General features: G+C 35.1%; 13 protein-coding genes and 3 pseudogenes. 1 reads left to right on the forward strand and 15 read right to left on the reverse strand.

The genetic code is table 11. The features are described 5' to 3' along the window. Positions 1-64 precede the first annotated feature (64 nt). From MVE64_RS04015 to MVE64_RS04045, 7 genes and pseudogenes are all read right to left on the reverse strand, one after another. Positions 65-1,044 (reverse strand): annotated as a pseudogene (locus MVE64_RS04015) (biotin--[acetyl-CoA-carboxylase] ligase). Beyond that, positions 1,014-2,231, reverse strand: coding sequence for a CCA tRNA nucleotidyltransferase (locus MVE64_RS04020; protein WP_247344014.1), 1,218 nt, complete (start codon positions 2,229-2,231; stop codon positions 1,014-1,016). Before MVE64_RS04020 ends, MVE64_RS04015 begins: the two are co-directional and overlap by 31 nt. After that, positions 2,212-3,372 (reverse strand): N-acetyl-alpha-D-glucosaminyl L-malate synthase BshA, encoded by a 1,161-nt coding sequence (gene bshA, locus MVE64_RS04025; RefSeq protein WP_247344015.1) that lies wholly within the window; start codon positions 3,370-3,372, stop codon positions 2,212-2,214. The genes MVE64_RS04020 and bshA overlap by 20 nt, the downstream gene beginning before the upstream one ends. Next, complete coding sequence (bshB1, locus tag MVE64_RS04030) at positions 3,369-4,082, reverse strand: bacillithiol biosynthesis deacetylase BshB1 (protein WP_247344017.1); 714 nt, start codon at positions 4,080-4,082, stop codon at positions 3,369-3,371. Before bshB1 ends, bshA begins: the two co-directional genes overlap by 4 nt. 62 nt (positions 4,083-4,144) lie before the next feature. Continuing rightward, on the reverse strand, positions 4,145-4,549 hold the full coding sequence (gene mgsA, locus MVE64_RS04035) for a methylglyoxal synthase (protein ID WP_098796130.1): 405 nt from the start codon (positions 4,547-4,549) through the stop codon (positions 4,145-4,147). 14 nt (positions 4,550-4,563) lie between these two features. Beyond that, positions 4,564-5,361 carry a 4-hydroxy-tetrahydrodipicolinate reductase gene (gene dapB / locus MVE64_RS04040; RefSeq protein ID WP_247344019.1) on the reverse strand — a complete coding sequence of 266 codons (798 nt, stop codon included), beginning with the start codon at positions 5,359-5,361 and terminating at the stop codon, positions 4,564-4,566. Between the two features lie 13 nt (positions 5,362-5,374). Continuing rightward, on the reverse strand, positions 5,375-5,704 hold the full coding sequence (locus tag MVE64_RS04045; protein WP_098796132.1) for a nucleotide pyrophosphohydrolase: 330 nt from the start codon (positions 5,702-5,704) through the stop codon (positions 5,375-5,377). 143 nt (positions 5,705-5,847) lie between these two features. Between MVE64_RS04045 and MVE64_RS04050 the strand changes: the two genes are divergently transcribed. Continuing rightward, positions 5,848-6,720, forward strand: a complete 873-nt coding sequence (locus MVE64_RS04050) for a YitT family protein (protein WP_098796133.1) — start codon at positions 5,848-5,850, stop codon at positions 6,718-6,720. A gap of 52 nt (positions 6,721-6,772) precedes the next feature. Here MVE64_RS04050 and ypjB read toward each other — a convergent pair whose 3' ends face one another. From ypjB to MVE64_RS04090, 8 genes and pseudogenes are all read right to left on the reverse strand, one after another. Next, the gene (gene ypjB, locus MVE64_RS04055; protein WP_098796134.1) at positions 6,773-7,564 is read right to left on the reverse strand and encodes a sporulation protein YpjB; all 792 of its coding nucleotides are present in this window, start codon (positions 7,562-7,564) and stop codon (positions 6,773-6,775) included. Between the two features lie 189 nt (positions 7,565-7,753). Further along, a pseudogene (gene lhaT, locus MVE64_RS04060) lies at positions 7,754-8,345 on the reverse strand (lipoprotein heptaprenylglyceryl N-acetyltransferase LhaT). Positions 8,346-8,452: 107 nt separating this feature from the next. Then, entirely contained in the window at positions 8,453-9,220 is a 768-nt protein-coding gene (locus MVE64_RS04065; RefSeq protein WP_247344021.1) for a menaquinol-cytochrome c reductase cytochrome b/c subunit, read from the reverse strand. A 64-nt stretch (positions 9,221-9,284) separates the two neighbouring features. Further along, the gene (qcrB, locus tag MVE64_RS04070; RefSeq protein ID WP_072579407.1) at positions 9,285-9,959 is read right to left on the reverse strand and encodes a menaquinol-cytochrome c reductase cytochrome b subunit; all 675 of its coding nucleotides are present in this window, start codon (positions 9,957-9,959) and stop codon (positions 9,285-9,287) included. A gap of 4 nt (positions 9,960-9,963) precedes the next feature. Further along, positions 9,964-10,470, reverse strand: a complete 507-nt coding sequence (locus tag MVE64_RS04075) for a Rieske (2Fe-2S) protein (RefSeq protein ID WP_098796137.1) — start codon at positions 10,468-10,470, stop codon at positions 9,964-9,966. Positions 10,471-10,614: 144 nt separating this feature from the next. Continuing rightward, on the reverse strand, positions 10,615-11,070 hold the full coding sequence (locus tag MVE64_RS04080; RefSeq protein WP_231307772.1) for a YpiF family protein: 456 nt from the start codon (positions 11,068-11,070) through the stop codon (positions 10,615-10,617). Between the two features lie 125 nt (positions 11,071-11,195). Next, positions 11,196-11,740, reverse strand: a pseudogene (locus MVE64_RS04085) (ReoY family proteolytic degradation factor). Between the two features lie 79 nt (positions 11,741-11,819). Continuing rightward, the gene (locus tag MVE64_RS04090; protein WP_247344023.1) at positions 11,820-13,088 is read right to left on the reverse strand and encodes a tetratricopeptide repeat protein; all 1,269 of its coding nucleotides are present in this window, start codon (positions 13,086-13,088) and stop codon (positions 11,820-11,822) included. Positions 13,089-13,123 lie beyond the last annotated feature (35 nt).

Genomic DNA, 13,123 nt, shown 5'->3' on the forward strand with positions numbered 1-13,123 from the left:
ATAGCAGAAAATTTTACTAATTACTATCGTTATCTATCATAGCAAATCACACAGGTTAAGCTCTCTATTTCAACTCAATATCAGCTGAATAAATTTCTTTAATACTTCCATCACTAGTCTCAATTAGTAGAACACCGTTATGATCAATACCAATTGCCTTCCCTTCTACTGACCCATTAAGAGTCCTAGCCACCATTTTTTTATTCAAACTAATGGCATAGCCCTCCCATAACAGCTTAATTGGATGAAAGCCTGCGAAAGGTATAACGAATATAACCCTTCAAATTTCAATAATATCGTTTGAATAAATAGAGCTCTTTCCCAATGCTTTCCTGTTTCAATTCCTATTGATGTGGCAATCTGCTGTAGTTCCTCAGGAAAGTCTTCAACCTTTTGATTCACATTAATACCCGTTCCAATAATTACGGAGTGAACTTGATCTGCCTCCGCCTGCAGTTCAGTTAATATCCCCACAACTTTTTTCCCGTTAATTAATATATCATTAGGCCATTTAATATCCGGCTTAACCGGAGTTAGTTCTTCAATTGCTTGAACGATAGCTACAGCTGTTAAGAGAGTTAATTGCGGAGTAGAATGAACAGGAATGTTTGGTCTAATAATCAAACTCATCCAAATACCTGTACCACTTGGAGAATACCATTCTCTTGCCATACGGCCTCTTCCATTTGTTTGTTGATCAGCAACAACAATAGTCCCTTCCGGAGCTCCATTACCTGCCAATGTTTGAGCAATCTTCTGTGTTGATGTAACAGTTTCTTCAAAATGGACGTGACGCCCTAATGTTTTTGTCTTTAATCCAATTTGAATTTCATTGCTGCTTATTTTGTTCGGTTTTTTCGTGATGCGATATCCCAAGCGCCTTACAGCTTCTAACTCATATCCATCTTTTCTTAACTCTTCTATATGTTTCCAAACAGCCGTTCTTGAGCAACCAATATATTCACTTATTTTTTGTCCAGATACGAATTCTCCCTCTGCATTTGAAAAAGCTTCTAGTAATTTTGTTCGAAGTTCTGATTGCATTTTAATACCCACTCCTTTATTGCTGACCTTTCATTTTCTAATGTATTTAGTATAATTTCTCTTTCTATTTCTGAAATAAGTTTTGCCACCCAAGGACCTGGTTTCTTTTTCATGATTTTAATTAATTCATGTCCTGTAATATCTAATTGACTCTTATTTTGAATAGGCAGCTTATGGAGTGAGTCTTTCACAGCATTAATATTCTCGTTTAACATATTCGGGTCATCTATAACAGAGCGAATACGTTCAACAGATAGTGCACAGTCAGATCCAGCTTCATACAATAATAAGCTTGTCCATGATTTCTCTTGTTGAAGTAACATTAGAAATTTTATATTTTTTTCAACTATTTTGATCAGCTTAACCGGAATTTTCCATTTTCTTAAGTATTTCTCTACTGAGGGAGGTTCGACCTTATATGTAATCATTGTCCATAAATCTTCTCTTGTTGAAAGAAACTCTAACTGAAAAGATGCTAAAATTTTTAACTGCTGCTCTTTTTCAGTCATACCAGGCAAATAGTTATTCATTTGACAATCAATTAGTGTCTGTATGGCAGCTTTATAATGAGCACCTTGAAAAAGCTTTTCAATTTCTACTGTTTTTCTTTCTACTGAAATCGCATCTAACAGATGAACAAGCTCTTTTAAGGCTGCTTTTGTCTCTTGACATAAAGTAAATCCTAATTGACTAACAAAACGAACTGCTCTAAGCATTCGAAGTGCGTCCTCAGAAAATCTTTCTGACGGAGAATCAACCGTCTTTATTACTTTTTCTTTTAAATGTTGTCTTCCATCAAAATAGTCATAAATAGTGCCCTCAATATCCATCGCCATCGCGTTGATGGTAAAATCCCTGCGCCTTAAATCTTCTTTTAATGAAGATATAAATGAAACAGATTTTGGCCTACGAAAATCATCATAGCCTGTTTCAGCTCTATAAGTTGTAACTTCGAATGATTTATTATTATGTAGCACGATAATCGTTCCATGTTCTGCTCCAACATCGACCGTTTTAGAGAAAATTTGTTTAATTTCATCAGGCTTAGCTGAGGTTGCAATGTCAATATCTCCAATTTCTCTTTTTAACAAGTAATCACGTACAGCTCCACCAACATAAAATGCCTCAAAGTCTGAGTTATGTAATTTTTCTAATATGGGTTTTGCTTCATAAAATGGGGTCTCCACTTTTCACACCTTCATTTAATAGTTCATAGTAAATTGATTCATATTGCGAAACAACCTTATCTGAATGAAATAATTGTGTCGCACTATTTTTTGCGTTTTCTGACATAGACTTATGTAGTTCACCATTTGATAAAAGATGTATAGCGTGAAAAGCAACCGTATCAATGTCACCTACTTCACAGATGTATCCTGTTTCACCTTCTTTAATGACTTCAGGAATTCCTCCTGCATTTGTTCCAATACTAGGAACACCACATGCCATTGCTTCAAGTAAAACCAAACCAAAGCTTTCCTTTTCAGAAAGTAATAAGATAAGATCACTAATTGAATATAAGTCTTCCAAGCTATCTTGTTTTCCCAAGAAAAGAACTTTTTCAGATAACCCTAATTCTTTAACTAGCTTATTTACAAAAGACATTTCTGGGCCATCACCAACTAGAAGCAGCTTTGCTTTTACTTTTCTTTGGATTTTCTGGAAAGAATAAATCACATCTTGAACACGCTTCACTTTTCTGAAATTTGAAACATGAATAATAACCTTCTCTTCCTCTAGGATCCCATACTCTTCCTTTAGATAAGAGGCATCCTTCTTATAATAAACACGATCATCGATAAAGTTGTACACTGTTTCTATTTCTTTCTTCGGTTGAAGTAGTTCATACGTTTGTTGAGCGAGTGCATTAGATACAGCTGTCACTCGGTCTGATGACTCAATTCCAAAGCGAATCATATCTGCAAGCGATTGATCATAGCCTAAAACAGTAATATCTGTACCATGAAGTGTAGTAACTATTTTCAAATCTTTGTTAACCATTTGCTTAGCTAAGTATGCACAGATTGCATGTGGTATTGCATAATGCACATGTAATATATCAAGATCTTCTCGGTTTGCAACCTCAGCCATTTTACTTGCCAACGCCAAGTCGTATGGAGGGTATTTAAATACCGAATATTGATTTACTTCCACCTCGTGAAACGTGATATTGCAATACACCTTATTTAACCGAAATGGTAAGCTTGAGGTGATAAAATGAATTTCATGACCTTTTTCAGCTAAGAGCTTTCCAAGCTCGGTAGCAACAACTCCAGATCCTCCAACAGAAGGGTAACAAGTAATTCCTATTTTTAATTTTTGTTTCATTCGTTATCACCTATTAAATCCTTTGAAAGTAAGATTGGTTTTTTTGTCATAAATCCTTCGGCATACATTACACCAACCTCTTTTCCATATAATCTTTCTCTACTTTCAACAGCTTCTATATAGCCATTTGTAAGGGGTGTTTCTGTTGAACCTTGAACTTTTTCAAACTGACTGGAATATGCTTTTAAGCTTTCTATTTTTTGTTCAATTGTTTCTGATATGTTAATAACAAAATCGGGTTTATGAAATCCATTGATCATATAAAAATAGAGATTCTTTACTCGATGAGACGACTGTCCTAGAAGATCTTGATAATTTTTAATTCCTGCTGAAAAAACCGCCTCTTCAACTAGCCTAGAGCAATGTCCATGATCCGGGTGACGATCATCAAAATATGGGGCAAAAACGACTTTTGGCTCATATTTTCTAATAATCGTTACAATCTCTTTAATAGAAGTATCCAGCATATATAAACCTCTATCAGGAAGTGACAACTGAATTCTCTCTGATAGTCCAATAATATCTCCAGCTCTTTTTGCTTCTTCTTGGCGAATGGCTACAGTTCCATTGGAAGATAATTCTGCTTTTGTCAAATCACAAATTCCAATTTTTAAGCCAGCTTTGGCATACTTAGCAATTGTACCACCCATACCTATCTCAACATCATCAGGATGAGCACCAATTGCAAGGATATCTAATCTATTACTCATTTTATTCTCCCTATTCATATCTAAAGGAATGATTATTTTTCAAATCATTCCGGTTATTTGAATTACTTTTTATCATGAATAACATTACGCCATTGAAAATCCCCACGATCTAAACCTCGAACTAATATTTCAGCTGTCCCCATATTGGTAGCTAGTGGAATGGAATATACATCACAAAGACGAATAAGTGCTGTTATGTCCGGTTCATGAGGTTGTGCAGTTAAAGGATCTCGAAAGAAAATAACCATGTCCATTTCATTTTTTGCAATTAATGCACCAATTTCCTGATCTCCTCCAAGTGGGCCTGACTGAAAGCGGTGAATAGATAAACCTGTAGCCTCCTGAATGCGGAGACCTGTAGTACCTGTTGCAAACAATTCATGTTCCTTAAAAATCGGTTGATATGCCATAACAAATTGTACTAGATCTGTTTTCTTTTTATCGTGAGCAATTAGCGCAATTTTCATTTATATTTCCCCTTTTACTCAATAATATTTTCAAGTCCATACACTAGCAAATCGATTTTCATCACGTTTTCAACTGCTAATTTTACACCAGACATAAATGAAGCACGATTATATGAGTCATGACGAATTTTTAACGTCTGTCCATCTCCTCCAAATAGAACCTCCTGATGGGCAATTAATCCTGGAAGTCGAACGCTATGTAGACGAATTCCATTTAAATTAGCTCCTCGTGCTCCTTCAATAATTTCTTTTTCATCCGGATGTCCTTGTTGCTTTTCTTCACGTACAGCTGAAATCATTTCTGCTGTTTTGATTCCTGTACCAGATGGAGCGTCTAATTTTTGATCATGATGTTGTTCAATAATCTCGACATCTTGAAAATATTTCGCAGCAATCTGTGAAAATTTCATCATTAAAATAGCACCAATTGCAAAATTCGGAGCAATAATTGCACCTATTCCTTTTTCTTCTGTTAATTGTTGCAGTTCATTTAGATCCTTTTCAGAAAAACCAGTTGTACCTACTACTGGTCTAACACCATTCTGTAATGCTTTTTTTGTATGTACTTTCCCAATCTCCGGTGTTGTCAAATCAATGAGTACATCGGGGTTTGTCTCAAAAAAGCATTTATCAATGTCTGTATAGATTGGTACATCAGCAGTGAAACCTTCAAGCTCATTAAGTCTCATACCTTCATTTTTATGATCTATTACACCCACTAGCTGGAAATGTTCCGTTTCTTCAACAAGCTTTACAGCCTCGCTCCCCATTCTTCCACGAGCACCAGCAATAACAATTTTTACTTCTGACATTTTTAAAACTCCTTTATTTTTCTTTTCTCGTCCATCGATCTTTATCTCTAGTATTGAATTTATTCATCACCATATCATGAGCTTCTTCCAAATCTATGTTTAATGAATTTGCTAAACAAATAAGAACAAATAAAACATCACCGACTTCTTCTTCGATCTTTTTCTCTTCTTCAGTTGTCTTTTTCGGTTTTTCGCCATATGTATGGTTAATTTCCCTAGCAAGTTCACCTACTTCTTCTGTAATCCGAGCCATCATGGCTAATGGTGAAAAATATCCTTCTTTAAATTGACCGATATAATCGTCAACATCCTTTTGAAGGTCCTTCATTGTTTTATGTTCCATTTTATTCACCTCATCTTTACAATTCAATGTTAGCTAATACCAAATAAATTTACAATTATTTCGTCACGTTTTTATCAAAATTTGCACCTTGACATTCTATCAATTATAATATTAACGCTAAGAATGAATTGTAGGGGTGGAGTATGTTTCAAGATTTAAGATTAAAGAACATTATTTTTATTCTAATTGGCTCGGGTATTTTTGGATTTGGTCTTGTTCATTTTAATATTCAAAACAATTTAGCAGAAGGTGGATTTACAGGTATTACACTTTTGCTTTATTTTCTATTCAATTTTGATCCATCAATTTCTAACTTAATTCTAAATATACCATTATTTTTTATAGGCTGGCGTGTATTGGGTAAAACATCCTTCATCTATACGGTTATCGGAACAGTCAGTTTGTCCGTTTTTTTATGGATTTTTCAACGCTTTCAAATTAATATGCCATTAAATGACGATCTAACTCTTGCGGCCCTATTTGCTGGAGTTTCCCTAGGTATTGGTTTGGGTACGATATTTCGGTATGGAGGAACAACAGGTGGAGTGGATATCATTGCCAGATTAGCTCATCGTTATATAGGCTGGAGTATGGGGAAGACGATGTTTTTATTTGATCTTTGTGTAATAACTATTTCCTGGATTGCTTATCTTTCCTATAAAGAAGCAATGTACACACTTGTGGCGGTATTTGTAGGTGCACGTGTGATAGATTTTATGCAAGAAGGAGCATATGCTGCAAAAGGAGCTACAATTATCTCAAATTACCCCGACGAAATTTCTTCTAGAATTATGAAGGAAATGGATCGTGGGGTAACAATATTGAAAGGACAAGGTTCTTTCTCAAAGCAAGATCGAAATGTTCTTTATTGTGTTGTAGGCAAAAATGAAATTGTCCGCTTAAAAAATGTTATTACTTCCGTTGATCCTCATGCCTTTGTGGCCGTAAGTGATGTTCATGATGTTTTAGGAGAAGGATTTACATTAGATGAAAATAAAAAGCCGATTTCAAGATAGAGCTAGATTTAATGAACAAGAAGAGCGTAAAAATTTCTACGCTCTTCCATTTTTATTGCTTTTCTTTTTCACGTTTTGGCTGCTTCTCTTTCTCTCCTCGGTACTTTTTCCAGCCTGAATATGATAGAGCTAATAAAATGACACTTCCTGTTGATATCATAACCCAAAGTAAAGAGGGATCTGCTTCATCTTCTTTCACTCTATCAAAAATAGCTTTTAACTCTTCCTCCATTACAGTGAGTTGCTTCACTCTACTTGTAACTGGTATTTCATGAAATAACCGATCCTCAACTACCGATATATGGGCATCCATACGCTTAATTCGTTGAAAGTCTAGGTCAACTTGGATGCTTGGATAAATTACCTCATAAAGAGATAAGAATTCGTTAAAATCATGTTGAAATGACTCCTTATCACCTTGTTCAACATCACTTTTCATTTGTGAGAATGTTTCCATGATTGATGTTTCCATTGAACCCCATAATGGCTGATGCTCAGAAACCATTGCATCAACTACTAAACGAAATTTGGTTAATGATCTGACTTTCTCAATTGTACTTACTTTTTCGTTTAACAATAGATCTTGAGCAGTTTTTTGTGTATTAGTTATGGTACGGTAATGGTCTAAAGACATAACATTTCGATCAATAGGTATTTCTTCGAATTTAACTGTAAAGTAATTAAGTAATTGGGCAGACTCTTCAAAGCGCTCTTGCTTAGCTAGTTGTAGGGCCGTATCGGAAATTTTATTTAAAGACTTCCAATCATATGTTTCGGCTGCAAATACTGGTTTTATATGAAACAGCAACATACCAATTATAATAGTGAGTAATAATTTCTTCATCCTTGTCCCCCCTAGAACTTCTATTAAAAATCGTATGACGGTGTGGACAAGGATAGACCATATTTTTTCTATTTAACGTAATTTAGAAAATAATTTAATATAACTCAAACACTATAACAACTACCGTAAATTACTATTCAAATTCTACTCTATTCGTAACAAAAAAGCCTAGCAAATAAATGCTAGGCTTTACAATTGAAGTTTTCTAGAAGATTTTCTGATAACAAAATAATAGCCTAGGAAAATGGAAATTAAACTTAGCCAAAATGTCATATAACCAATTTGATTCATATAATCCATTAACATGCTGTAACGTGGCATCATTCCAAACACATAGTCAATTACATCATTATGTAAGGTCCATATCGCGGCAACAATTAAGTGCCAAGCTTTAAAGCGATAGTATGGAGCATAAAGTATACCTTGAATTGCCATACCAAAGTGAGAAGCAATTAACATATATCCTTCCCATGGAAGTGAGCCATTTACTAACAGAACAAGAAGGTTCATAATAACAACCCCAAATACCATATTTAAATAATGTAACAATCGCCAGAGCTTCAATCAAGGGTAAATTTTTCTTCATTAAAAAAGCTGCCACAACGATTAAAAAGAACAGGCTTGCTGTTGGACTATCCGGAACGAATATGTAGAAATGGGCAGGAGTATCAGCTAATTGATACCTATACCAATAGTATCCATAAACTGTCCCAAAAAAATTAATAAGTATCATTATGAAAATAATCGGCTTTTGACCTAATAAATATTGAAACCATTTCATTTTTCACACACCAGACTTATTAGATTTCGATAGCTAATATAGATCGTTTTTTTAATAATATAACACAATAAAGCTCTCAACAAAAAAAGCTGACATAAGTCAGCTTTTTACTTAGATGTAACACCAGAAATAAATTCTGATAGTACTTTTAATTCTTCGTCAGTACCTTTAAAGACTCCAGCAGGCATGCTACCTTGACCATTTTTAGCAATATCAGCTATAGCATCCGGTTCTAATCCGTTATCGACAAGAGCTTTACCTGCAGCTCCACCTTCTAGATTATCACCATGACATGAAATACAGCCTTGCTCCTGGTAAATAGCATATCCTTCAGATTCTTTATCAATTTCTGCTTCAGCCTTAATTTTCCCTTGTTCAGCTGCTGCTTCCCAGTCATGTGTAACAACAGATTCCCAAGTAAGGAAAAACGTTGCTGCAATACCAAGAATCATCATACCTACAGCGATAGGACGCTTTGCAGGACGACGCTCAGGACCACGATCTAAAAATGGTGCCAGCATTAATCCACCAAAAGCAAGTCCTGGAATAACAATTGCTCCAATAACTGTGTATGGACCAGATGCAAAAGAGTATTTTAATAATTGGTATAAGAATAAGAAGTACCAGTCTGGTAATGGAATATAACCTGAATCAGTAGGATCTGCAACACGCTCAAGTGGTGATGGATGCGCTACTGTTAAACATAAAAAACCGATTAAGAAAACAGCACCTACTAACCACTCCTTAAGAAGGAAGTTTGGCCAGAATGCCTCTGTTTTCCCAGGATATTCAGAATAATCCTTCGGAATGTTTGGTTTTCTCTCAGCTGAAATACGAGAGTCACCGACAAATTTCATACCTTTTCCGCGATGCATGATTTCCCCTCCTTACTAAGGTGGTTTCCCGTTAACATTACAATAAGATTTTAATCAGTAAATCTTATAGAGGACCAGAAATACCTTGTTTACGTATCATCACAAAGTGTGCTGCCATTAAACCAAATAGAGCAGCCGGTAAGAAAAAGACATGGATTGCAAAGAAACGAGTAAGTGTTTGAGCACCTACAATTTCCGGATGTCCAGAAAGCAATGTCTTAACCGTTGGTCCGATAAGTGGTACTGATTCTGCAATTTGCAGTGTAACTTTTGTTGCAAATAGAGCTTTCATATCCCAAGGTAATAAATAACCTGTTAAACCAAGACCAAGCATAACAAAGAAAATAAGTACGCCTACTACCCAGTTTAATTCACGTGGTTTTTTATAAGCACCTTGGAAAAAGACACGTAGTGTATGTAGGAACATCATAACGATAACAAGACTAGCTCCCCAGTGATGCATACCACGTACAATTTGTCCGAATGCCACTTCGTTTTGTAAGTAGAATACAGATTCCCAAGCATTTTTAATATCCGGAACATAGTACATTGTTAGAAACATACCAGATAAAACTTGGATAACTGTAACAAAGAATGTTAATCCGCCGAAGCAATATACAAAGGCAGAAAAATGGTGTGCAGGGTTTACGTGTTCAGGAACTTCATGGTCAGCAATATCGCGCCACATAGGCGTAATATCTAAACGTTCGTCAACCCAATCATAAATTTTGTTAAGCAATTGATTACGCCTCCCCTCGTGGTTTTGCTTTACCTAAGAATAAATAGCCGTCTTTTACTTCATGTACGTATACATCAAGTGGTGCAAGAGGCGGTGTTCCTGGAACATTTGTGCCGTCTTTTTCATATAGCCCGTAGTGACACGGACAGAAAAATTTGTTCGGATTTGAAGGATCATTGTTCCAACCGACAGTACAGCCTAAATGCTTACAGATTGGTGATAAAGCCGTAATTTTGTCACCTTCTTTAAAAACCCAAGCTGATTTTGTTTCTTCTGATTCGTACCAAGCATCTTTTTGTTTGATTTTAAAGTCAAAGCGTTGAGGTTCTTCCGTTATTTCGTCAACCTTTACAACTTGAACTAGGTCTGTTTCCTCTGCTGGTCGGAGCACAGGGTCAAGTGCGAAGCGAACCATTGGCATAAGCATACCTGCAGCCATGAAACCGCCTACACCAGTAAGCGTGTAGTTTAAGAATTGACGTCTAGAAACTCGATGTTTTTTCTCGCTCATCATTTTCCCCCTCTATCTTAAGCTCTGTCCGGTACGTACGGACATACGGAAATAACATATAAAACTAGGACATACTCATGATATATCAATCTTCTCATGAGGTCAATAAAATCCTGATTTCTAATCCTGGAAATGAAAAGGTTTTTATGATTTATTCCAAGATTGTAATAAAATGTTCAAAATTTGTTCGATTTGGTCTTGTAAGAGCTTCCTTTTTAACTGATCATCCATGTGTTCCAATGGCATAGAAGGGAGCCAAATAAGTTGTCCATTTTGATCATCCCCTCCTTTATCTTTTAATTTTTCATCGCTAGTTAGGAAAATTACATGTTTAAATTCCTTTTGTAACTCCTCTCCCCACTTCGATAAATCTTCAACAACAGTAGATGAGTTTTTCAGATATGAAAAACTAGGAAAGAGAAACACTCTGCCTTTCAATTGTCTTTCTAATTCAGTACTAACAAGACTAATAAATTCTCCTTTAGATACGGTGTGTTTAAAATCTGAATCTACTGAAACTGATATTAATGGGATAATGGCCGTATCAATGTACTCTTTTGATTGATTATATAAATCTACATCACTTGAATTCCACTTCAATTCATTCAACTCCCTGCAATAATTTTTTACTATGTACATATTATAATGCTTATATAATAAATTGTTAAATACTGAATAAGTTCAATAAAAAAACCCTCTTATAGAGAGGGCGTGTATTTGTATAGCTACTTACTGTTTAATTGATTTAATTGATAAGTTAACTTTTGAAAGCTCTCTTTGTCTTGTCGATCCAATGCCTCATCAATTAATTTTAGAAGTTTTTCTTTTGAAAGCTCTGGATAGAATGTTCAAGAACTTTCTCTGCAATTTCCCGGTCTTTTTCATTCTCATTTAAATGCTCAGGCATATAAGGATTTGACTCAAGAACTGCTGCATATTGTGGTGATTGGTAAGAAGATCTGAAATTTAGTTGAATAAAAAGCTCTTCCTCTTTATTTAATCGAATATCATGAAACGATTTTTCTGCATCAGTTGTCATGACATTCTCTTTGTAAAAGCGAAATGGCACTTCTTCAACACAGTGAGTTGACATAATAATTCCTCTTGGACAATATTGAGCTTGCTCAACAAAATGTACTTTTTCCATTAGAGTGTCATGACTCATTAAATAATTTAAGATCCACACACATTCTCTTCTCTTTAGTTGATAATGGTTTAAAAACCACCTGATGAAGTCTTTCTTTTCATGGACAGATACAGGGGCCACCATACAATTCCCTCCTCTGCAGTTCAGATTATTCTTACTTTGATAATTCCACAAAATAAAAATAAAATCCTTCTCATTTCCATTAAAACTCATCTTCTAATTGTAGCAAAATCTCACCGTATTCGACATTTGAAGGATCTTGCTTTAATAATTCCTTAAAAATTTTCTTCGCTTGTTCTCTTAGACCTTCTTCTAATAAGAAGTACCCATATTCCTGTAAAAAATCTCGTTGTTCCTTGAAAAAATTATATGCAAGTTGATAATGGTTTAATGCCTGTGTATACTCTTCTTTTTGATGATAAGCTCGTGCTAAATTCCATTCAAACTGCGGGTCTTCTTCTCCATATCGTTTACTTTCATTTATAAGGTCAATCACATCATCATATCTTTCGTCTTGAAGAAAAATATGTGACAGTGTAATCGCTGCTTCAATATGTCCAGGGTCGATAGCAAGAGATTCACGTAATAATTGTTCAGCCTCTTCCATTTGACCAGATTTTATAGCTACTTTTCCTCCAAATAAGAAAAGATCTTTATTATACTCATCTACCTTTATTCCTTCTTGTACAGTTTCTAAGCTTTCTTGTAATAATTCTTCATGTTCATAAGCTTTCGCTAAGTATAAATATAATGATGAATAATATGGATCGGCTTCCTTTAGTGCAAGAAATTGTTGAATAGAAGTTTTGTAAAAGCCTCCTTGAAAGGCTGTAAAACCATATCCAAAAAGAGTATCTGCATCTTCCTGTATGTCTATAGCTTCCTTATAATGCTCCAAGGCATCCTCAAATTCCCCATTTGCACTTAAACATTCTGCCAACCTTTGATGAATAATAACGCCCGAAACTGTATTATGTTCGTTTACAAGCATTTCGAAGTAATGAATTGCTTGCTTGTACTTACCCTGATGAAAATAAAGTTCTCCAAGAGCAAAATCAAGAATGGGTTCCTGCGGTAATAACAGCTTAGCTTCTTTTAGCTTTTGTTCACTTACTTCTGCTAGTCCTTGCATTTGATACAAATCTGCCAATAGAAGAAGTGCCTGTGGATAGGACTCATTATCATTCGTGATCGTGTTAAGCAAATCAATGGCTTCTTCCTCTTTTTCTAAATCTAACTTTAGTTCAGCTAAAAACAAGGTTACTTGCGTTTCCTCGGGATAAAGGAAATGAAGTTCTTCAACCATTTCATGTGCACGGTCGACAATACCCCATTGATAATATTGATCAGCTAAATGCAGTTTTTCCTCATCATGTAGAGTAGGTGTTATATTTTCTAATAAGTTTAATCCTTCTTCAGTTTGACCCTTATTTACAAGATTTATTGCTTCGGTTAATACTTGGTTAAACATACATTTTCCTTTCTCTTCTAACAATGGTTTATTTA

It is taken from the genome of Metabacillus endolithicus (genome assembly GCF_023078335.1).
Classification (GTDB): domain Bacteria; phylum Bacillota; class Bacilli; order Bacillales; family Bacillaceae; genus Metabacillus; species Metabacillus endolithicus.

Excerpts from the sequence above, each read along its gene's own strand:
- bshA (WP_247344015.1), bottom strand. The coding sequence starts at position 3,372 with ATGAAACAAAAATTAAAAATAGGAATTACTTGTTACCCTTCTGTTGGA.
- bshB1 (WP_247344017.1), bottom strand. The coding sequence starts at position 4,082 with ATGAGTAATAGATTAGATATCCTTGCAATTGGTGCTCATCCTGATGAT.
- mgsA (WP_098796130.1), bottom strand. The coding sequence starts at position 4,549 with ATGAAAATTGCGCTAATTGCTCACGATAAAAAGAAAACAGATCTAGTA.
- dapB (WP_247344019.1), bottom strand. The coding sequence starts at position 5,361 with ATGTCAGAAGTAAAAATTGTTATTGCTGGTGCTCGTGGAAGAATGGGG.
- MVE64_RS04045 (WP_098796132.1), bottom strand. The coding sequence starts at position 5,704 with ATGGAACATAAAACAATGAAGGACCTTCAAAAGGATGTTGACGATTAT.
- MVE64_RS04050 (WP_098796133.1), top strand. The coding sequence starts at position 5,848 with ATGTTTCAAGATTTAAGATTAAAGAACATTATTTTTATTCTAATTGGC.
- ypjB (WP_098796134.1), bottom strand. The coding sequence starts at position 7,564 with ATGAAGAAATTATTACTCACTATTATAATTGGTATGTTGCTGTTTCAT.
- MVE64_RS04065 (WP_247344021.1), bottom strand. The coding sequence starts at position 9,220 with ATGCATCGCGGAAAAGGTATGAAATTTGTCGGTGACTCTCGTATTTCA.
- MVE64_RS04075 (WP_098796137.1), bottom strand. The coding sequence starts at position 10,470 with ATGAGCGAGAAAAAACATCGAGTTTCTAGACGTCAATTCTTAAACTAC.
- MVE64_RS04090 (WP_247344023.1), bottom strand. The coding sequence starts at position 13,088 with ATGTTTAACCAAGTATTAACCGAAGCAATAAATCTTGTAAATAAGGGT.